We start from the raw sequence: 19443 nt of genomic DNA, 5'->3' as shown, positions 1-19443 counted from the left end.
CTCCGCTCCTGACCGGGCATTTCGTGGCCCCGGTCGCCGTTCACGGCGGCCGGGGCCACGTCGCTTCTCGGCCAGGGCGGCCCGCAGGTCACGGAAAGGTCTCCTCCGGGGTACTGACTCAGCCTCCATGGTGTGGCTAACATCACGCCAGCGCTGCGATGCTGCCGCGCGGTTACGGAGGTGCGACGTGCTGCCAGTACGGGGTCGAGACGGCCGTGCCGCCAGGGCTGTGCGCGTGCTGGGCATCCGCACCGCGTGGACACCGGTCGGGGACGGCGAGTTCTTCTGCCCCGGCTGCGGAGGCGACCGCAACTACCAGCGGCTCACCGGCCGCCGCCGCCTCACCCTCCTCGGGATGCCCGTGCTGCCGCGCGGGACGACCGGACCGGTCGTGGAATGCGCCGCCTGCGGCCACCACTTCGGCACCGACGTCCTCGACCACCCCACCACCCGCCGTTTCGCCGCGATGCTCCGCGACGCCGTGCACACCGTCGCCCTCGCCGTACTCACCGCGGACGGCACCTGCTCCCGCACCGCCCTGGAGACGGCCGCCGGCGCGGTCCGCGCGGCCGGCTTCGACGAGTGCACCGAGGACCGGCTCCAGGCCCTGGCCGAGGCCGTCACCGCCGACACCGGCCGGGTCCTCGGCGGGCCCTGCGGCACGAGCCTCGCCATAGAGCTGCACGAGGCCCTCGACCCGCTCGCCCCGCACCTGTCCACCCCCGGACGCGAGTCCCTGCTCCTCCAGGCCGCCCGCATCGCCCTGGCCGACGGCCCCTACACGCCCGCCGAACGCGACACCCTCACCACCGTCGGCGCGGCCCTCACCATCTGCGCCGACGACGTGAGCCGTCTGCTGGCCGCCGCCCGTACGCCGTCCTGACCGTCCCCGTGATGCTCCCCAGGGAGCAACGGCACCCTCCGGTCACCCCCGCGAACTGCCGACTCCGGCCTCGTCCCGCTGGGCCCCGGCACGGTCGGGCTCCTCCACGAGGCGGGCAGGGCGGGGCCGTACGACACGATCGTGTTCCGCAGTCTGCGCCTGCCCGGACGGGATCACCAGGCCAGGCGCATGCGCAGCCGTGGTTCTCCCGGGCCGAAATAGTCTTCCCGGGGGAGGCCCCAGGGCGCGAAACCAAGATGGCGGTAGAGCGCCATGGCGGACTCGTTGTCGGGGTCCACGGTGAGCAGGACCTCGCACGCGCCTTCCTTGCGCAGTTGCTGGAGCATCTCGGTCATGAGCGCGCGGCCCACGCCGTTGCCGCGCAGGCCGTGGCCGACGACGAGGCTGAGTATCCAGCTGCGGGCGTGGTGCGGTGGGGTGGCGAGGACGTACCCGCGCAGCCCGTCGCCGCCGTCGACGACGAGGAGATGGTCCCCGAGGGCGTCGTGGAACTGGCGCAGGGCGAAGTAGGGATACGGTCCCTCCGGAAAGGCCTCCTGGTCGAGGCGCAGCACCTCAGGCAGGTCGGTCTCCACGACCTTTCTGATCCGCTGGTCTTCGGGAAGAGGAATCATTCCGTCCCCTTTTCTCGGTCAGGTGCGAGGTGACGGTGAAGAGGCGCGGGGTCGTGTGACGTGCCTATTGATATGACGGTATGTAGATGATCGGGCAACCCGCCAACGGCACGGCTCCCCCAGCGTGATTCACTGTTTCCGGCCGTTCAAGGAGAGATTCAGACCATTTGTGGTTGAGTGGGGCGGGCGGCCGAAACTGTACGTTCACAAGGCTTATCGCGGTGATCATCTGCGGCGTGCCCTGTGCGGCTGCGACGAATCCTGCGCGGCGCGGGTTCGGGATGCGACCGCTCTGCTACCCTGCGTTAATGACCTCGGGATCGCCGATCGGCACGGAGAAGCTCAACGATGACGTAGCCTGGGAGGATTTCGATCCCGGGGAGTACATCAAACACAATTACCTCGTCCTGCACCCTGATGACGAGGCGATCATCGGCATCGTTCGCGATCATTTCAGCGGTCATTTCGGCGCTTCCGGTGGCGTGGCTTCCGGTATCGACGTCGGGGCGGGTCCCAACCTCTATCCCGCCCTCAGCATGCTCCCCTGGTGCGACAAGATCACGCTCCTGGAGCGCTCGCCCGCGAACGTGGGGTATCTCAACGGACAGCGGGATTCCTACGCGCGCCAGTGGGGCAAGTTCTGGGACGTCCTGTGCCGGGACGAGGTCTACGGTCGGCGCTGCCCGGACCCTCGGACGTCCTTCGCGCAGAAGGTCCGCCCCCGGCCCGGCAATCTCTTCGACCTCTGCGAGAGGGACGAGCGCTGGGCGATGGGCACCATGTTCTTCGTCGCCGAGTCGATCACCACCTCGCTGGAGGAGTTCCGGCGCGGCGTCAGTTGCTTCATGAGCGCCCTGGAGCCGGAGGCTCCTTTCGCCGCCGCCTTCATGGAGCACTCCCGGGGGTACCGGGTGGGGGAGAGTGATTTCCCCGCGCTCGACATCGACGAGCAGGAAGTCCGCGACACCCTCGGTGCATACGCCTCGAAAATCGAGATCCACCGGCTCGGCAAGCCCGGGGGACTGCTGCGCGAGGGTTACACAGGAATGATCGTCGCCTGCGGCCACCGGGGTGCGTGAGAAATGCTCATATCAATTCGCCGTCCGGGTGACATACCTGTGTGAGGGGCATGGGGATGCAGATCAAACCCAGGCAGAATCTTCTGTCCATCTGGCAGTCGATTGCTCGTCACTGCTACGCGGACGGCGCATGGGACTGGGGGGAATGGGGTGGCCTCAGCAGCGTGTCCGACGCCGAACGGCTGCTGTGCCTGCTGTATCCCGCGACCGAGGTTCCCGCGTTCCGGCTGGACGCGCCCGACACCACACAGCCGGACGTCGAAAAATCCCTGCGGGCTGTCGGCGACGCGACGGAGATCCCGGAGAGCCTGGTCCGGGTGCTCACCGAGTTCATGGAGAAACACCGGGCCGGCGACACCCCTACTTTCTCGGGCGGGCACTATTTCATCGCCGAGGACCCCGATCAGGAACTGACCAAAGAACAGCGGGCCCTCGGTGTCGTGGACTCCTTCAGCCTGTCCGTCACCCTGTGTCTGGCCACCCTCGGGTTCCTCAAGGTCTACCAGAGCAAGACCGAGCGGTCCGGCACGCTCCAGCTCATCGAGAGACTGCGCAGCGCGACCAGCGACCGCCTCACCGCCGCCATGGTCAGCCTGCTGAGGTCCTTCACCGTCGACGTCTACGAGGTCGAGTCACCGCAGGGCCAGGCGCTGTGCCGGCTCATCGGCCAGGACCGCACGCCGGACCGGATGGTCCTCCAGCAGTTCCAGGAGCGCTTCCGGGCGCTGCGCGCCGTCATCCGTGAGAGCGTCGTCCTCGGCGTCGACGTGGAGGAGCAACTCGGCAACGAGAACCGGCTCTTCGAATGCGGCTGGGCCTGGAGCCTGGTCAAGGGCGCACCCCAGGTGGAGACCGCCGAGCCGATCGGGGACCAGCCCGACGGCGTAGCCCGCGGGGTGCCGTACCTGTACTTCACCGTGGTCGCCCTCGACGGCATCCAGGACCTGTTCTCCGACCGCACCCTCGTTCTCGGTCTGCTCAACCCCGAGCAGCAGAAGCTCGCCGACGCGCTGCGCCTGCGCTGGACCATCACCCAGCAGTACTGGTCGGGCATCGCGCGTTTCGACGACGACAGATGGCCGCTGGAGGACATCCCCTGGCGGACCACGGGCCAGCAACTGGAATCGGAGTACTTCTCCCTCTGCGTCGCCTCGATCCTCGTCCACGACCTGCTACGGCGCCGCGCCACCGACGACGATCTGACCCGCACCGTCGGCGTCATGGAACGCCTCGCCGAACGCGGCCGGATCACTTCCAGCACCACCCGTGAGGACCCTGCCGTCCTGCTGCACAACCCCGGCGTCGCGCTGCCCCTCCAGTCCGACAACCCCCTCGGGCCGCCCATGCGGTGGACGATGACCGACTTCTCGGCCCAGCTGCTCAAGCGAGTGATCCAGTTGTGCGCCCTGTCCCGCAACGTCGCCGCGCACGACCGGCTGCTCCGGCTCGCCGAACAGGCCCTCGACCACCTGTGGCGACGGCGCATCCCCGACGGGGAGGGCGTCGGCCTGTGGGACAACGTGCACGCGACCTACCCGAACTCACCGGCCCGCCAGGCACCGCTGTCCTGGAGCATCACCGAACGCGTCACCGAGTGCATGGTCGCCGCCCAGCAGCTCTACAACCAGGCACCGATCCGCAGCCCCGAACCGGCGGCGCTGGCACGGTCCCTGCTCAGCGAGGCGACCCACCTCCTCGGCACCGAACAGATGGAGCAGCCCGCCCCCATCGCCAAGAGCCAGGAGGGCACGGAACTCAAGAGCATCGAGGCCGACCTGCGCCGCGCCCGCACCCTGCTCGACTCCCAGCCCGGCACGTCCTGCGCGCTCGCCCTGAGCGTGCTCGGCAGGCTCGACGCCCTGGCCCGCGCCAGGGCCGCCGGGCGTCAGGGAGTGTGAGCCGTGCTCGTCTTCGCCGCCTCCGACAAGGGAGGCACCGGACGCTCGGTCACCAGCGCCAACCTCGCCTACCGCCGTGCCCTCGACGGCGACGACGTCTGCTACCTGGACTTCGACTTCGGCTCGCCCACCGCCACCGCCGTCTTCGACACCCCGAACGTCAAGGAGGAGGCCGAGGGGCGGGGCCTGCACTCCTACCTCAAGGGCAAGACCGGCGAACCACTGCGCGTCGACGTGTGGAACCGTACCGAGCACCCCGTCCTCAGCGACCGCCCCAGCGGCTGCGGACGCCTGGTCCTGCTGCCCGGCGACCGCGGCGGCGGGGAATTCGTCACCGACGAGGAGAACCTGCACCGCTGCGTCGACCTCTTCCTGCGGCTGCACCGCGAGTTCGACCTGACCGTGGTGGACCTCAGCGCCGGACGCAGCTACGCCATGGACCTGGCGCTGGCCGCCACCGCCCGCGACGAGCTGTGCCGCATCCCCGCCCGCTGGCTTCTTTACCACCGCTGGACCCGGCAGCACGTCATGGCCGCCGCCGAACTGGTCTTCGGCCGGCAGGGCATCGTGTCCCACGGCACGGCCACGGGGCACGACCGGACGGCACTTCTCGGCGCTGTCCGCTTCGTCCGGGCCGCCGTGCCCGACCTGGAGTCACCGCAGTGGGCGCAGATGCCGGCGGCCCAGTACGCCTGGATGCGCCAGTGCAACAAGAGGCTGGAGGAACTGGCGGCCTCCCTCGACATCGGCAAGTCCCGCGTCCTGGGATCGATCCCCCTGGAACCCGTGCTCCAGATGCGCGAACAGCTCATCACGGACGACGACGTGCTCGACAGCAAGATCGCCAACTTCAAGACCCGGCAGGCGCTGGTGGAACTGGCGGAGCGGCTGACCGACGACAAGTACTGGGGGCAACTGTGACGGAAGCCGCCGCCTTCCGGGAGACCAGCGCCGACCCGGTCACCGAGTCCCTTCCCTTCTCCCATCTGTCCCTGGAACTGGGCCACCTGTACATGGAGGACTTCGCCGAGGGCGCCGAACGGCTGGTGCGCCACTTCACCGCCGTACGCCCCTGGGCCGAGACCGCCCGTGCCTGGACCACCGCTCTGCCGACCGACAACCGGCCCCGGATCAGCACCTGCTTCCTGATCGACGACTACTTCAGCCGGCTGTCCACCCCCGCCGAACTGTTACCGACCCTGCTGGGAGCGGCGGAGCGGGCCGGGCTGAGCATCGACTACCTGGCCCGCGAGTCGGGATGCGCCCTGACCGACCCCACCCGCGCGGGCCGGCCCGGCCTCGCCGACTCCGTGGTGCACCGGCTGGTGGAGTCCCCGCCGCCCGGCAGCACCGGCTTCCGTCCGCCGGTCAGCCGCACCGGATGGCTCACCAACGGCAGGCGCGCACCGACCCGGCGCACCTCCGCGGCGTTGGACGCCGACGGCGCCTGGCAGCCCCCCAGCGAGACCGGGGCCCGCGGCCACTCCGTCTTCGTCGACGTCGAGCTGTGGGACGACGCCGGCGAACACCGCACCTGGTCCTGCGCGTTCCTCGCCGCCGTCTGGCAGCTGGCCCGCCTCGGACTGCTGCGCGACGACGGCCGGGCCGTACTGACCCCCACCCCGTGGGACCAGAAGGCCTTCCCCGACGACTGGGACGCGCTGCCGCCCCTGCTGCGGCTCAACCCCTCCGCGCCGCCCTTCACCGCGTACTACACGTGCAGCGTGCTGCCCACCCGGTTTCTGCCCGTGGAGCATGCCGTCCGGGTCGTCCTGGAACAGGTGCACGTGGACGCGCGCGCCGTCGGCCAGGTAGTCGAGCGCGCCGAGCGGGAACAGCTCACGGTGCCGGAGGACGTCGCGGCGCGCACCTCCTACCTCTTTCCGCCGGGGCTGTGACATGGCGCCCCAGACGCGGCCGGCGGGGCCGGCCCTGATGTGCGGCGAGGTCCGCACCTGCCTGCTGCCCACCCGCGACGCCGTCGGTGCCCGCATCGCGGAACGGCTGCTGCAACTGCGCCCCGACGAACGGGTCCGTCTCTCCCGGCGCCCCAACCTGCACGCTCTCTCTCCGGAGGTCCTCACCGGCGTGGACTGCCGGCTGCCCACCGCGAGCGGCGCCAAAGTCCGCGCGATCGGCACGGTGGCGGCCCGTGCCGCCCTCACCGAGGGCCGGGTGCTTCAGGCCACGGCGTACTTCTCCGCCCCGGCCACCGGACCCGACCGGCGCCGCCCGTGGGGGTACTACCTGGTCCGCCCCGGCGTGCTGGTCCCCCTGGGCCGCCTGCCGCGCGAGGCGGTCGCCCAGGGCTTCCTGGACGACCCCCACGCCCCGGAGCTGCTCGACGTCGGCTCCGTTGCCGAGGGCCTGCTGGCCCGGATCTCCCGGCAGCACCGGCTGCTCGACCACGACCCCCCGCTGCGGACCTCCGGCACCCGGCTGCGCTGGGCCGCCCTGGCCGCCCCCGCCGGGACGCCGGCCCATCTCGTGAGCTTCACCGTCGACGACGAGGACAGCCTGCGCACCGCGGAACTGCGTGTGCCCGAGGACACCGCGCCCGACGCCGTCGCCGGACTCTGCGAGGACCTGGCCCTGCACGACTGGCTGCTCACGACCGTCGGACACAAACTCGACGGCCTGCCGCTCGGACCCGCGAACGGGGCCGGCGCCCTGAAGACGCTGGGCCCCCTCGTCGAACACCTGCTGCACGTCTGGATGCCGAGGGCCCGCGTCGACCCGGCGCTCGGACCGCTGTGGCAGACGCTGGAACAGCGCCCCGGCTTCACCCGCCAGTGGCAGAACCTGGTCCAGCGCCTCCGCGACCAGATGGCCCTCAGAGCGTTGCTGCCCCGCAGCGACGAAGCGCTGGCGGCCCGCTGACCGAACGACCCTCACCCACACGGCCCCGACGGGGGGAGAAAGCGAGATGACCGGAACGATCACATCGCGCGGTCACACCGCGCACGACGAAGAAGACGGCGGCGGGGAGGACGGCGCGCGCAAACTGATACAGAAGCTGATCGTCACAGTCCTGGCGGGCGGCGTGGTGTTCGTGCTGAGCACGGTGCTGAGCCCGACGGCCGACGACATGTGGCAGCTGGTCCTGTCGGTGCTGTGCGGCGGCGCGGTGCTGATCGTCCAGTTCATGGTGACCTTCGCGCATCAGCTGGGCGATCTGAAGAGCTCCGTCGAGAAACGCTTCGTCGACATCGGCCGGGCCACCAAACTCTTCAACGAGGTGGAGAAGCTCCGCGACGACGGCGTGCCCCGGCTCGCCGAGAGCGCCACCCACGTGATCTCCATCGGCCCGAAGATCCTGCACGACTTCGCGCGCGAGGAGATCAACCGGCTCGCCCTGCAGATGGACGACCTGACCAACCTCAGCGCCGAGTGCCCCGGGGAGAACCACGACTGGCTGCTGAGCCTGACCAAGTGCACCAGGAAGAGCATCGACGCCATCAGCACCTCCGTCGACCAGAACTTCTGGAGCACCGAACCGGCCGGCCGCTATCTGGAGGCGCAGCGCAAAGCGATCGACGAGCGTGGTGTGCGGGTCAGGCGCCTGTTCATCGTCAGGGATCCGGCGGACATCCCGCAGCTGGCGGACCTCTGCAAGGAGCAGCGGGACGTACGTATCGAGGTGCGGGTGGTGGCCCTGTCCCAGCTCCCGCTGCACGTCCAGCGCGGCAAGATGATCGACTTCATCGTGTTCGACGAGGAGCTGTCCTACGAGATCGGCGCCGACCAGTTGAGCGTGAACTCCTGGACGACGGTGAACGCCCGCGAGGACGAGGTGCAGCAGCGGATCAGACGTTTCCGCGAGTTGTGGAACGCCAGCCCGCACGGCAGTCCCAACGGTGTCCCGGACAGGGCCCGGACCCTGAGCGGTGACCCCGAACCGACCGCCACCTGAACCGCGGATCCCGAACCGCGTCCGCCGTACCCCGCCCCGGACCCGCGCACGACGGGCCCGGGGCGGGGCGGCAGGAGGCCCGGCGGGTCACAACAGCCCGGCCGCCGCCAGGAACTTCCCCACCTGCTCGACTTCCGCCCCCGACAGCGGAACCTGCGGTTCCGCGGTGATCGGGCAGTCGATGACACCCCGCAGATGCAGCGCTGCCTTGAACGCGCCCAGCGCCGAGGAACTGCCGCCCATCCGTGCCGGATCACCGACGCCGACCATCCCGAACAGCGCGCACAGCCGCTCCTGCTCGGCCCGTGCCCCCGCCCAGTCGCCCGCCCTGCACAGCCGGTAGAGGCGCACGTACCCGTGCGGGTCGACGTTGGCCAGGCCCGGCACCGCCCCGTCGGCGCCCAGCGCCAGTGCGGCGTCCACGACCACCTCGGAGCCGGTCAGGACGCCGAACCCGGCGAGCGCGCGGGCCCCGGTGACCATCTCCCGGAAGACGCCCAGGTCCCCGCTGGAGTCCTTGATCCCGGCCAGCACCCGGTCGGCCGCCAGCCCCAGCACCAGATCGGCGGGGAGCTTGGTGTGCACGGCGGACGGGATGTCGTAGGCGATCACCGGGACCGGGCTGGCGGCGGCGATCCGGCGGTAGTGGTGGACGATCTCCGAGCGGTGCGTGCGGGCGTAGAAGGGGGCGGTGACGACGACGGCCTCGGCGCCCGCCTCCGTGACCGCGCGCACGTGCTCGAGGACGCGCGGGGTGGTCATGTCGATGGCCCCGGCCAGCACCGGAAGCTGACGGCCCACATGGTCCGCGACGGCCTCCACGACCAGTCTGCGCTGCCGGTCCGTCAGAAAGGCCGCCTCCGAGGTCGAGCCCAGCAGGAACAGCCCGTGCACCCCGCCCGCCACCAGATGCTCGACCAGCCTGAGCAGTGAGGGCACGTCCACCTCCCGCTCCGGAGTCAGGGGCGTGCAGACGGGCGGTACGACACCGGTCAGCGGGGTGGGAAACGTCATTCAGGGCTCCTGGTTCGCTAGGTCTCGGGTCGGCCGGTCCTCCTCCACAGGATGGTGACAGCGGTAGCGGTGCCCGGGCCGTGACGCGGCCGAGAAGCCGGGCATCAGGTCGGCGCACAGGGTGTCGGCCTTCCAGCAGCGGGTGCGGAAGGGGCAGCCGCTCGGCGGCCGGGTCGCCGAGGGCACCGGGCCGCTCAGCGGGATCGGGGCGATGGGGTCCAGCAGGCTGGGCGTGGCCGAGCACAGGGCACGGGTGTACGGGTGCCGGGCGCTGTCGGTGACCCGGTCGGCCGGGGTCTCCTCCACGATCCGGCCCAGGTACATGGTGATCACACGGTCGCTCATCCGCCGTACCGTCCGGATGTCGTGCGAGACGAACACCAGGGCGAGACCGAGCCGTTCCTTCAGGTCCAGCAGCAGATTGAGGATCTGCGCGCGGACCGACACGTCCAGGGCGCTGGTCGGCTCGTCCACCACCACCAGCCCCGGGTCCAGGGCCAGCGCGCGGGCGATGGCGACCCGCTGCCGCTGCCCGCCGGAGAGCTGTCCGGGCAGGGCGTCGGCGAGCGCCCGGGGGAGGCGTCGTGGAAGCACGACACTGGCCTAGAAGCGGGCGGCCCCAACGGCACCGATGAACTCCGTCCACGCAGCCGCCCCGATCACCAACACCGCACCCGCGTGCACCTTGCTGTCCCGGACGGGGACGACACCGGGGACTGCGTCGGCTACCTCGATGCAGGCCTCCCCGCCGCTGCCGCCGCTGTAGCTGCTCTTGCGCCAACGGGCGTTGCTCAGGTCGTACTCGCGCATCGTCTGTAGTCCTCCGCCGCCGATTCGATCAGGGCCAGGGACGCCTCCGGTGCCAGCGCGGCGGCCCTGATGTGATCGTAGGCCGACCGGGTGCGCTTCACCACCAAGGGTTCGTCCACCAGATTCCCCGAACGCACCGCTTCTGTATAGACGGTTGGCGGGGCGTCCTCGAACTCCATGAGCCACATCATCTTGCCCATCTCCGGATGCGCGCCTGCCGCGAACGGCAGCATCTGCACCAGCACCTTGCGCTCCCGCACCAGCGCCGCGATGTGGTCGAGCTGGTGTGCCATGACTGCCGGGCCGCCGACGGGGATGCGCAGGACTGTCTCGTGGAGGACCACCCAATACAGGGGCCTTGTAGTGTCCTTGAGCAGCCGCGCCCGGTCCATGCGTCCCTTGATCAGCTCCTCGATGTACTCGTCGGTGGCGAACGGGTTGCTCGCCAGGAACACCGCCTGCGCGTACTCCCGCGTCTGGAGGAGCCCGGGGACCACCGCTGGCGCGAACTCGCAGATCTCCGTCGCCAGCCGCTCCAGCTCAGCAGCGTGCGCGAAGTACTCCGTATACCGCTGATCCTTGATCAGCTTCCGCCAAAGCCGCTCGAAAAAACCGTCGGTTTGTAGGACCTCGTCGATCCGCTGGGCCACATCCAGCTGAGGCTTCCGGATGGGCCTGCTCGAACTGTCCGATATACCCACCGGAAACGAAAACGCGTGCCCCCAGCTCCGCCTGGGTGATGCCGGCGTTCTCCCGTCGCCTCTTCAGCTCTGCCCCGAAGAATTCCCATGCCGCCTGCCGCGAACCGTTGGCCATGGCCAACCCCCTTGAGCTGCCTCTTACTTGTAGGGCGCAGAATGCTGCCGAGTCTACTGGCGCAGGGTCACTCTGGAGATACGAAGCGTTAAATCGCAGGAGAAAGGGGAATCACGTGGCGGCACGGCACTCGGCGTTGTGCGTCGAAGAGGCGGAGGAGACTTTGAGGGAATTGCGGTCGGTTCTGGAAAGGGCCGGGATCGTTCTGCCGTCGCTCGGGCTGGACCCGGTGAGTCTCGCTCGGGAGGCGCCCTGTCCGCTGGTCGAACTGGGCCGGTGTTCCGTGGAGACCGCACGCCGGCTCACGTCGGCCTTGGGGGTGATCGCGCCGTGAAGCCCGCCGTCGGCAGCCACGTCGTGGACACGCGTAAGGGGCGCGTCGGGGTCGTCATGGGGTACGAGGGGCCGTACGTGCAGTTGAGGCCGTACGGCGGTGGGCGGGAGTGGGACTGCGCCCCGGACGCCGTACGTCCCGCCACCCTGGCCGAGCGGCTGCGCGCGGCCACGGCGTACGAGAACGCGCGCAGCCGCGGCGAGGTGCTGTGAGGCCCCAGGGGAGGTCAGGACAGAGCCCAGATCCTGGCCCGTTTGCCGGCCTGGCCCATGTGATCCAGGAGGTGCTGGATGTCGTCGGGATCCGACGTGAACACCCTGGCTCCGAACTGTGCGGCGAGTGCCGCGACGACGCCGTCCACCGGGTCCGCCACCCTGGCACGGCCTAAGAGTTCGCCGACATTCCGGGCGAGGTGGTGATCCAGAGGCGTAATGTCGCATCCGCTGAGAAGGCGGGCCAGTTGCACCTGGCGGGCGCCGTCCCGCCAGGCCTGGGACACGACGGGCGCAGGGACGAGGGGCACGCCGCCGGCGATCAGGAAGGAACGATGGGCTCGCCAGAAGGCCACGCGGTTCCGTTCCGCGGCGATCAGTGCCCCAGTGTCGTACAAGAAGGGCTTCAAGGTGCTCACGCGGCGCCTCGCGAGAGGCCGTCCGAGTCCGCAGAGCGAGTGACGTCATCCATGACGGCGTCCACCCACGCCTGCTCCTCCGGCGTCGGTGGATCAAGGTCTGCCATGGCCTCCTCCGCCGCCGCGAGCCCCGCCTCGATCTTCGCGGCCCGTTCGGCCGCACGGGACAGCCAGGCGGACACGCTCAGGCCTTCGCGCTCGGCGGCTGCCTTGGCGGCGTCGAGTGTCTCGCCGGGGATGGTGATGGTCACGCGCTCCAGTCTCATACCGGGAGTCTCACTGACCCTGGCGGGCCCGGGCCAGGCACACCGGCTGCTTTCACCCGGATGAGCGGTGCGCCGTTCCCCGTGCGCGAGAATGGGCCCATGAGTCTGTTCCGCGACGACGGCATCGTGCTGCGCACCCAGAAGCTGGGTGAGGCGGACCGGATCATCACGCTGCTCACGCGCAGTCACGGGCGGGTGCGGGCCGTCGCCCGTGGGGTGCGGCGGACCAAGTCGAAGTTCGGGGCTCGGCTGGAGCCCTTCTCCCACGTGGACGTGCAGTTCTTCGCGCGGGGAAGCGAGCTGGTCGGACGCGGGCTGCCGCTGTGTACGCAGAGTGAGACCATCGCGCCGTACGGCAGCGGGATCGTGACCGACTACGCGCGGTACACCGCCGGTACGGCCATGCTGGAGACCGCAGAGCGGTTCACGGATCATGAGGGCGAGCCGGCCGTGCAGCAGTATCTGCTGCTCGTCGGGGCGCTGCGGACCCTCGCCCGGGGGGAGCACGCGCCCCACCTCGTGCTCGACGCCTTCCTGCTGCGGTCGCTGGCCGTCAACGGGTACGCCCCCAGCTTCGGTGACTGCGCCAGGTGCGGCATGCCCGGTCCGAACCGGTTCTTCTCGGTCGCCTCCGGTGGTTCCGTGTGCGTCGACTGCCGGGTGCCGGGCAGTGTCGTGCCCTCCCCGCAGACCCTGATCCTGCTCGGCGCGCTGCTTACGGGAGACTGGGAGACGGCGGACGCGTGCGAGGCGCGGTACGTCCGCGAGGGCAGCGGGCTGGTGTCCGCCTACCTGCACTGGCATCTGGAGCGCGGGCTGCGCTCACTTCGGTACGTGGAAAAGTAAGAGCAAGTTAGGGAAGCGAGAACCACACCATGGTCGTACGCGGGATCCTGGGGCGCCAGCGGCGCGAGTACAGGGCGCCGGAGCCGCACCCCTCCGGTGCCCGCGCGCCGAAGCTCCCCGGCGAGCTGGTCCCGGAGCACGTCGCGATCGTCATGGACGGCAACGGACGCTGGGCCAAGGAGCGCGGCCTGCCGCGTACGGAGGGGCACAAGGTCGGCGCCGAGAAGGTACTGGACGTGCTCCAGGGCGCGGTCGAGATCGGTGTCCGGAACATCTCCCTCTACGCCTTCTCCACCGAGAACTGGAAGCGCTCGCCCGAAGAGGTCCGCTTCCTGATGAACTTCAACCGCGACTTCATCCGCAAGACCCGTGACCAGCTCGACGAACTCGGCATCCGGGTGCGCTGGGTGGGCCGTATGCCGAAGCTGTGGAAGTCGGTCGCCAAGGAACTCCAGGTCGCCCAGGAGCAGACCAAGGGCAACGACCTGCTCACCCTGTACTTCTGCATGAACTACGGCGGGCGTGCCGAACTCGCCGACGCCGCCAAGGCCCTCGCCGAGGACGTGAAGGCGGGGCGTCTCGACCCCGCGAAGGTCAGCGAGAAGACCATCCAGAAGTACCTGTACTACCCGGACATGCCGGACGTCGACCTGTTCCTGCGCCCCAGCGGTGAACAGCGCACCTCCAACTACCTGCTCTGGCAGAGCGCGTACGCCGAGATGGTCTTCCAGGACGTGCTGTGGCCGGACTTCGACCGCCGCGACCTGTGGCGGGCCTGCATCGAGTTCGCCTCCCGCGACCGGCGGTTCGGCGGGGCCGTCCCGAACGAGGAACTGCTGGCGATGGAGGCGGCGATGAAGGGCGACGACGCCTCCTCGTGAGCGCCTGTACTATCCCGCCTCATGGTCATGGACATGGGGCGGGACGCCGAGCAGGGCGTGGTCGAGCTGGTGTATCAGCCGGTCTTGGGCGATTTCACGGGGGCGCTGCGGGAACGCAACCGGGTGCGGCGCCGGGGGTGGATGCGGAACTGGACCGTCGGTCTCGCGGTGTTCGCCTTCGTGCTGAGGGCCGCGCTCTCGGTGGCGGGGAGGGAGAAGCCTGACTGGTTCCTGCTGATCTGGTTGCCCGTGGCCGCGGTCCTGCTGCTCCTCACGCCCCGACTCCAGGCCCGCGCGTTCCTCAAGCTCGCCGCCCGCAACGGCACCTACCGCGCGACCGTGACGGACGCCGGGCTGACGGTCACCACCGACAACAGCACGACGTCGGTCAAGTGGGCTGCGCAGCCGCGTTATCGGGAGACCAAGGACGCGTTCTTCACCTACGCCGACGACAAGAACGCCAGCTGCTTCACCTTGCTGCCCAAGCGCGGCCTGGCGAATCCCGCCGACGCGGACCGCCTGCGGGAGATCCTCGACCGCAACCTCACCCGCGCCTGAGCGTCAGTTCCCGGCGGCGGCGCACTCCGCGCAGGTCCCGAAGATCTCCACGGTGTGGGCCACGTTGACGTACCCGTGCTCCGCCGCGATGGCCTCGGCCCACTTCTCCACGGCCGGGCCCGCCACCTCGACCGCCTTGCCGCAGGAGCGGCAGACCAGGTGGTGATGGTGCTCGCCGCTGGAGCAGCGGCGGTAGACCGACTCGCCGTCGGAGGTGCGCAGGACGTCGACCTCGCCGGCCTCGGCGAGCGACTGGAGGGTGCGGTAGACGGTGGTGAGGCCGACCGAGTCGCCCTTGTGCTTGAGCATGTCGTGCAGTTCCTGCGCGCTGCGGAACTCGTCGACCTCGTCGAGGGCCGCCGCCACAGCGGCACGCTGCCGGGTCGCGCGCCCCTTCACAGGCGGTCCAGCGGTCGTCACCGTTGTCTCCTCACGTCTCGCGTCTGCCCGGACGGTCATTGTGCCAGTCCGGGCCGCGCACGGTCAGACGCCGACCTCGTCCGCGGCCTTCCGCGTGACCGGAACCGAGCATTCGGCGGGGTCGCCCGGCGGCTGGGCCGATGCCGCCGCGCGGGCGCGTCGCCGGGCCAGGGGTGCGGCCACGGCGGTGAGCGCGATGAACGCGGCGATGGTCAGCAGCACGATCGTCGCGCCGGGCGGGACGTCCTGGTAGTAGGAGGTGACCGTGCCGCTGATCGCCACGGTCACGCCGATGGCGACGGCGATCGCGAACGTCGCGGCGAAGCTGCGGGTGAGCTGCTGGGCGGCGGCGACCGGCACGACCATGAGCGCGGAGACGAGGATCAGGCCGACCACCCGCATGGCGACGGTGACGGTGACCGCCGCCGTGACGGCCGTGAGCAGGTTCAGGGCGCGCACCGGAAGCCCGGTGACCCGCGCGAACTCCTCGTCCTGGCTGACCGCGAACAGCTGGCGGCGCAGCCCGAGGGTCACCAGGGCCGCGAACGCGGCCAGCACCATGATGGCGTTCACATCGGACGGGGAGACCGTCGACAGTGAGCCGAACAGATACGAGAACAGGTTGGCGGTGGAGCCGCCCGGGGTGATGTTGACGAGCATCACGCCGCCGGCCATGCCGCCGTAGAAGAGCATCGCCAGGGCGATGTCGCCGCGTGTCTTGGCGTACCAGCGGACCAGCTCCATCAGCACGGCGCCGAGCGCGGAGACGGCCGTGGCCGTCCACACCGGTGAGGCGTGCAGGAGGAAGCCGAGGCCGACGCCGGTCATCGCGACGTGCCCGATGCCGTCGCCCATCAGGGGCTGGCGGCGCTGGACGAGGTAGATGCCGATCGCGGGGGCGGTGATGCCGACCAGGACGGCCGCGACGAGCGCCCGTTGCATGAAGTCGTAGTGCAGGAATTCCATCAGCTCAAGCGTCCCGTCAGCTCAGCAGTCCCGTGCGGGACGGTTCGGCGCCCGCGGGTGCGTGCGGGTGTACGTGGTCGTGGCCGGGCAGGGCGTGCTGGCCGACCGCCTTCGGGGGCGGGCCGTCGTGCACCACGCAGCCGTCGCGCAGGACGACCGCCCGGTCGATCAGGGGCTCCAGGGGACCGAGTTCGTGCAGGACCAGCAGGACCGTCGTACCGGCGGCGACCTGCTGGCGCAGGGTCCGGGCGAGGACCTCCTGGCTGGCCAGGTCGACGCCGGCCATCGGCTCGTCCATGATCAGCAGCTCGGGTTCGGAGACCAGGGCGCGGGCGATCAGGACGCGCTGGTGCTGGCCCCCGGACAGGGCGGTCACCGAGTCCTTGGCGCGGTCCGCCATGCCGACCAGTTCCAGGGCCCGGGCCACGGCCTCGCGGTCCGCCCTGCGGAAGAGGCCGAAGCGGGTGCGGGACAGGCGGCCCGTGGAGACGATCTCGGCCACCGTGGTGGGGACCCCGCCCGCGGCGGTGGTGCGCTGCGGTACGTAGCCCACGCGCGCCCAGTCGCGGAAGGAGCGGCGCGGGGTTCCGAACAGCTCGATCGTGCCGCCGCTGACGGGTACTTGCCCGATGATGCTGCGTACGGCGGTCGACTTGCCGGAGCCGTTCGCGCCGAGGAGGGCGACGACCTCGCCGCGGTGCACGGTGACGTCGATGCCGCGCAGTACGGGACGCGCGCCGAGTTCGGCGGTCACCGAGCGCATGGCTATGACGGACTCGTCGGTCCTGAGGGACTCGCTGCTCATGTCGGCTCCCGTCACCTTGCGCCCAGAGCCTGCTGGAGCGCCTTGAGGTTGGCTTCCTGGACGGAGAAGTAGTCGGTGCCCCGGGACTTGTCCGTGATGCCCTCGATCGGGTCGAGGACGTCCGTGTGCAGGTCCGCGTCGCCCGCGACGGTCTTCGCGGTCTTGTCGCTGACCAGCGTTTCGTAGAAGACGGTGGTGACGCCGTCGGCCCTGGCCAGCTTCTCCAGGTCCTTCACGCGCGCGGCGCTGGGCTCCGACTCGGGGTCGAGGCCGCTGATGGCCTCCTCGGTGAGGCCGTAGCGCTCGGCGAGGTAGCCGAAGGCGGCGTGCGTGGTGATGAAGACCTTGGTCTTCGTGTGCGCGAGGCCGTCCCTGAACCTGGTGTCCAGGTCGTTCAGCTGCTTGACGAGGGCCGCGGTGTTCTTCCTGTAGTCGGCGGCGTGCTTGGGGTCGGCCTTCGCGAAGGCCTTGCCGACGCCCTCGGCGACCTGGGCGTAGCGCACCGGGTCGAGCCAGAGGTGCGGGTCCTTGGCACCGGAGTCCTGGCCGGAGTTCTCGCCGGGCTCCTCGTGCTGATCGGTGTCGTGGGCTGCCGCGTGGCCGCCGACCTCGTTGCCGTGCTGCTCCAGCGTGGTCAGGGAGGCCGCGTCGATCTTCGTCCTGACCGGGGACTGGGCCACCGCGTCGTCGACGGCGGGCTGGAGGTTCTTCAGGTACAGGACGGCGTCGGAGTCCTCCAGCCGGCCGATCTGCCGGGGGCTCAGCTCCAGGTCGTGCGGTTCCTGGTCGGGGGAGGTGAAGGTGGTGACGTGGACGTGGCTGCCGCCGATCCGCTCGGCGAGGAAGGCCATCGGGTAGAACGACGCGACGACGTCGAACTTGCCGGTGTTGCCGGCCGCCGCGCTCTCGAGGGAGCAGCCGGAGAGGGCGCCGAGGCCCAGCGCGGTGGCGAGCGCGATCGCGGACCCGGATATGAGTCGTCGACGTCTGTTCATGACAGTCATTTTCAACAAACATGGAAACCGTTGTCAACAAGCTGCCTCGCGGCGGAGCCCCGGCCGCCTGCGACAGGGCCACTGTCAGGGGGCCGATTTGGCCGAGGGGGAGCCTGCGCCGGTAACCTGAATCATTCGCTGGAAGCATCTCGCTTCAACGCCCGTCGTCGTAATGAAGAGAGCACCGTGGCCGCCGACAAGATCGACACCATCGTCAGCCTGAGCAAGCGCCGTGGCTTCGTTTTCCCGTGCAGTGAGATCTACGGCGGACAGCGTGCCGCCTGGGACTACGGACCGCTGGGTGTCGAGCTCAAGGAGAACATCAAGCGCCAGTGGTGGCGCTACATGGTGACGTCGCGCGAGGACGTGGTCGGTATCGACTCGTCCGTCATCCTGGCCTCCGAGGTCTGGGTCGCATCCGGCCACGTCGCCACCTTCACCGACCCGCTGACCGAGTGCACCTCGTGTCACAAGCGGTTCCGCGCCGACCACCTCGAAGAGGCCTACGAGGAGAAGAAGGGCCACGCCCCGGCGAACGGCCTGGCCGACATCAACTGCCCGAACTGCGGCAACAAGGGCCAGTTCACCGAGCCCAAGCAGTTCTCCGGTCTCCTCTCCACCCACCTCGGCCCCACCCAGGACACCGGCTCGGTCGCCTACCTGCGCCCCGAGACCGCCCAGGGCATCTTCACCAACTTCGCCCAGGTGCAGACCACCTCGCGCCGCAAGCCGCCGTTCGGCATCGCCCAGATGGGCAAGTCGTTCCGCAACGAGATCACGCCGGGCAACTTCATCTTCCGTACCCGTGAGTTCGAGCAGATGGAGATGGAGTTCTTCGTCAAGCCGGGCGAGGACGAGCAGTGGCACGAGTACTGGATGGAGCAGCGCTGGAACTGGTACCGCGGCCTGGGTCTCCGTGAGGAGAACATGCGCTGGTACGAGCACCCGAAGGAGAAGCTCTCCCACTACTCCAAGCGCACCGCCGACATCGAGTACCGCTTCCAGTTCGGCGGCAGCGAGTGGGGCGAGCTGGAGGGCGTCGCCAACCGGACCGACTACGACCTCGGCGCCCATGCCAAGGCTTCCGGCCAGGACCTGTCGTACTTCGACCAGGAGGCCGGTGAGCGCTGGACGCCGTACGTCATCGAGCCGGCGGCCGGTGTCGGCCGTACGATGCTCGCCTTCCTGCTCGACGCGTACGTCGAGGACGAGGCGCCGAACGCCAAGGGCAAGATGGAGAAGCGCACGGTCCTGCGCCTCGACCACCGTCTGGCCCCGGTGAAGGTCGCGGTTCTGCCGCTGTCGCGCAACCCCGAGCTGTCCCCGAAGGCCAAGGGCCTCGCGCAGGCGCTGCGGCAGAACTGGAACATCGAGTTCGACGACGCCGGTGCCATCGGCCGCCGTTACCGGCGCCAGGACGAGATCGGTACGCCGTACTGCGTGACCGTCGACTTCGACACGCTCGAGGACAACGCGGTCACCGTGCGTGAGCGGGACTCGATGAAGCAGGAGCGGGTGTCCCTCGACCAGATCGAGGGCTACCTCGCCGGGCGTCTGCTCGGCTGCTGAGGTTCGCCGCACCCGGCTTTTCCGCCCGCCCCCCGTCCGACCCGATCGGATGGGGGGCGGGCTTTTTCCGGCTTGCGACAAGTATGGAATGACAGATATTGAAATCTGTCAGCTGTCATGACAG

At 69.8% G+C, this 19443-nt stretch carries 22 protein-coding genes and 2 pseudogenes; 13 read left to right on the top strand and 11 right to left on the bottom strand.

What is annotated here, in order from left to right:
- Positions 1-187 precede the first annotated feature (187 nt).
- Positions 188-883 carry a TerB family tellurite resistance protein gene (locus K7G59_RS22335; RefSeq protein WP_225836935.1) on the top strand — a complete coding sequence of 232 codons (696 nt, stop codon included), beginning with the start codon at positions 188-190 and terminating at the stop codon, positions 881-883.
- A gap of 173 nt (positions 884-1056) precedes the next feature.
- Here K7G59_RS22335 and K7G59_RS22330 read toward each other — a convergent pair whose 3' ends face one another.
- Complete coding sequence (locus K7G59_RS22330) at positions 1057-1518, bottom strand: GNAT family N-acetyltransferase (protein WP_225836934.1); 462 nt, start codon at positions 1516-1518, stop codon at positions 1057-1059.
- 308 nt (positions 1519-1826) lie between these two features.
- On the opposite strand from K7G59_RS22330, the gene K7G59_RS22325 reads away from it, so the two are divergent.
- From K7G59_RS22325 to K7G59_RS22300, 6 genes are read left to right on the top strand one after another with little or no spacing between them, the layout of a single operon-like run.
- Positions 1827-2597, top strand: coding sequence for an SCO2525 family SAM-dependent methyltransferase (locus K7G59_RS22325; protein ID WP_225836932.1), 771 nt, complete (start codon positions 1827-1829; stop codon positions 2595-2597).
- A gap of 56 nt (positions 2598-2653) precedes the next feature.
- Positions 2654-4495 carry an SCO2524 family protein gene (locus K7G59_RS22320; RefSeq protein WP_225836930.1) on the top strand — a complete coding sequence of 614 codons (1842 nt, stop codon included), beginning with the start codon at positions 2654-2656 and terminating at the stop codon, positions 4493-4495.
- 3 nt (positions 4496-4498) lie between these two features.
- Positions 4499-5416, top strand: a complete 918-nt coding sequence (locus tag K7G59_RS22315; protein WP_225836928.1) for an SCO2523 family variant P-loop protein — start codon at positions 4499-4501, stop codon at positions 5414-5416.
- Positions 5413-6393 (top strand): SCO2522 family protein, encoded by a 981-nt coding sequence (locus tag K7G59_RS22310; protein WP_225836926.1) that lies wholly within the window; start codon positions 5413-5415, stop codon positions 6391-6393. Before K7G59_RS22315 ends, K7G59_RS22310 begins: the two co-directional genes overlap by 4 nt.
- A gap of 1 nt (position 6394) precedes the next feature.
- The gene (locus K7G59_RS22305; RefSeq protein WP_225836924.1) at positions 6395-7375 is read left to right on the top strand and encodes an SCO2521 family protein; all 981 of its coding nucleotides are present in this window, start codon (positions 6395-6397) and stop codon (positions 7373-7375) included.
- 46 nt (positions 7376-7421) lie between these two features.
- Positions 7422-8408, top strand: a complete 987-nt coding sequence (locus tag K7G59_RS22300) for a hypothetical protein (RefSeq protein WP_225836923.1) — start codon at positions 7422-7424, stop codon at positions 8406-8408.
- An 87-nt stretch (positions 8409-8495) separates the two neighbouring features.
- Here K7G59_RS22300 and K7G59_RS22295 read toward each other — a convergent pair whose 3' ends face one another.
- The 4 genes and pseudogenes from K7G59_RS22295 to K7G59_RS22280 form a co-directional block, all read right to left on the bottom strand.
- Entirely contained in the window at positions 8496-9422 is a 927-nt protein-coding gene (locus K7G59_RS22295) for a dihydrodipicolinate synthase family protein (RefSeq protein WP_225836921.1), read from the bottom strand.
- Positions 9423-10001, bottom strand: a pseudogene (locus K7G59_RS22290) (oligopeptide/dipeptide ABC transporter ATP-binding protein); the annotation flags it as partial. It abuts the gene before it with no gap.
- A gap of 24 nt (positions 10002-10025) precedes the next feature.
- Entirely contained in the window at positions 10026-10232 is a 207-nt protein-coding gene (locus tag K7G59_RS22285) for a DUF397 domain-containing protein (RefSeq protein WP_225836919.1), read from the bottom strand.
- Positions 10214-11048, bottom strand: a pseudogene (locus K7G59_RS22280) (helix-turn-helix domain-containing protein). Before K7G59_RS22280 ends, K7G59_RS22285 begins: the two are co-directional and overlap by 19 nt.
- Before the next feature lie 115 nt (positions 11049-11163).
- Here K7G59_RS22280 and K7G59_RS22275 point away from each other — a divergent pair.
- Positions 11164-11382, top strand: coding sequence for a hypothetical protein (locus K7G59_RS22275; protein WP_225836916.1), 219 nt, complete (start codon positions 11164-11166; stop codon positions 11380-11382).
- The gene (locus K7G59_RS22270) at positions 11379-11594 is read left to right on the top strand and encodes a hypothetical protein (RefSeq protein ID WP_225836913.1); all 216 of its coding nucleotides are present in this window, start codon (positions 11379-11381) and stop codon (positions 11592-11594) included. Before K7G59_RS22275 ends, K7G59_RS22270 begins: the two co-directional genes overlap by 4 nt.
- A gap of 14 nt (positions 11595-11608) precedes the next feature.
- On the opposite strand, the gene K7G59_RS22265 is transcribed toward K7G59_RS22270, so the two are convergent.
- Both K7G59_RS22265 and K7G59_RS22260 read right to left on the bottom strand, forming a co-directional pair.
- Complete coding sequence (locus K7G59_RS22265; protein ID WP_225836910.1) at positions 11609-12013, bottom strand: PIN domain-containing protein; 405 nt, start codon at positions 12011-12013, stop codon at positions 11609-11611.
- On the bottom strand, positions 12010-12279 hold the full coding sequence (locus K7G59_RS22260) for a hypothetical protein (RefSeq protein WP_225836907.1): 270 nt from the start codon (positions 12277-12279) through the stop codon (positions 12010-12012). The genes K7G59_RS22265 and K7G59_RS22260 overlap by 4 nt, the downstream gene beginning before the upstream one ends.
- A gap of 99 nt (positions 12280-12378) precedes the next feature.
- On the opposite strand from K7G59_RS22260, the gene recO reads away from it, so the two are divergent.
- Genes recO through K7G59_RS22245 form a run of 3 tightly spaced genes read left to right on the top strand, consistent with a single transcriptional unit; the run spans position 12379 to position 14564 of the window.
- Positions 12379-13125, top strand: a complete 747-nt coding sequence (gene recO / locus K7G59_RS22255) for a DNA repair protein RecO (RefSeq protein ID WP_225836905.1) — start codon at positions 12379-12381, stop codon at positions 13123-13125.
- A 29-nt stretch (positions 13126-13154) separates the two neighbouring features.
- Entirely contained in the window at positions 13155-14006 is an 852-nt protein-coding gene (locus tag K7G59_RS22250) for an isoprenyl transferase (protein ID WP_225836903.1), read from the top strand.
- Between the two features lie 21 nt (positions 14007-14027).
- Complete coding sequence (locus tag K7G59_RS22245) at positions 14028-14564, top strand: YcxB family protein (RefSeq protein WP_225836901.1); 537 nt, start codon at positions 14028-14030, stop codon at positions 14562-14564.
- A 3-nt stretch (positions 14565-14567) separates the two neighbouring features.
- On the opposite strand, the gene K7G59_RS22240 is transcribed toward K7G59_RS22245, so the two are convergent.
- The 4 genes from K7G59_RS22240 to K7G59_RS22225 all read right to left on the bottom strand — a co-directional run bounded on the left by K7G59_RS22240 (position 14568) and on the right by K7G59_RS22225 (position 17750).
- Positions 14568-14984: a Fur family transcriptional regulator gene (locus tag K7G59_RS22240; protein ID WP_225836899.1), complete on the bottom strand. Its 417-nt coding sequence runs from the start codon at positions 14982-14984 to the stop codon at positions 14568-14570.
- 63 nt (positions 14985-15047) lie between these two features.
- Positions 15048-15950 carry a metal ABC transporter permease gene (locus K7G59_RS22235; RefSeq protein ID WP_225836896.1) on the bottom strand — a complete coding sequence of 301 codons (903 nt, stop codon included), beginning with the start codon at positions 15948-15950 and terminating at the stop codon, positions 15048-15050.
- 16 nt (positions 15951-15966) lie between these two features.
- Positions 15967-16755: a metal ABC transporter ATP-binding protein gene (locus K7G59_RS22230; RefSeq protein ID WP_225836894.1), complete on the bottom strand. Its 789-nt coding sequence runs from the start codon at positions 16753-16755 to the stop codon at positions 15967-15969.
- A gap of 11 nt (positions 16756-16766) precedes the next feature.
- Positions 16767-17750 (bottom strand): metal ABC transporter substrate-binding protein, encoded by a 984-nt coding sequence (locus K7G59_RS22225; protein ID WP_225836892.1) that lies wholly within the window; start codon positions 17748-17750, stop codon positions 16767-16769.
- 186 nt (positions 17751-17936) lie between these two features.
- Here K7G59_RS22225 and K7G59_RS22220 point away from each other — a divergent pair, with 186 nt between their 5' ends.
- Positions 17937-19319, top strand: coding sequence for a glycine--tRNA ligase (locus K7G59_RS22220; RefSeq protein WP_225836890.1), 1383 nt, complete (start codon positions 17937-17939; stop codon positions 19317-19319).
- Positions 19320-19443 lie beyond the last annotated feature (124 nt).

The organism is Streptomyces sp. NK08204 (assembly GCF_020400585.1).
Lineage (GTDB): Bacteria > Actinomycetota > Actinomycetes > Streptomycetales > Streptomycetaceae > Streptomyces.
Note: the sequence above shows the minus strand (reverse complement) of the source record. Positions and strands in the feature narration are given on the sequence as shown.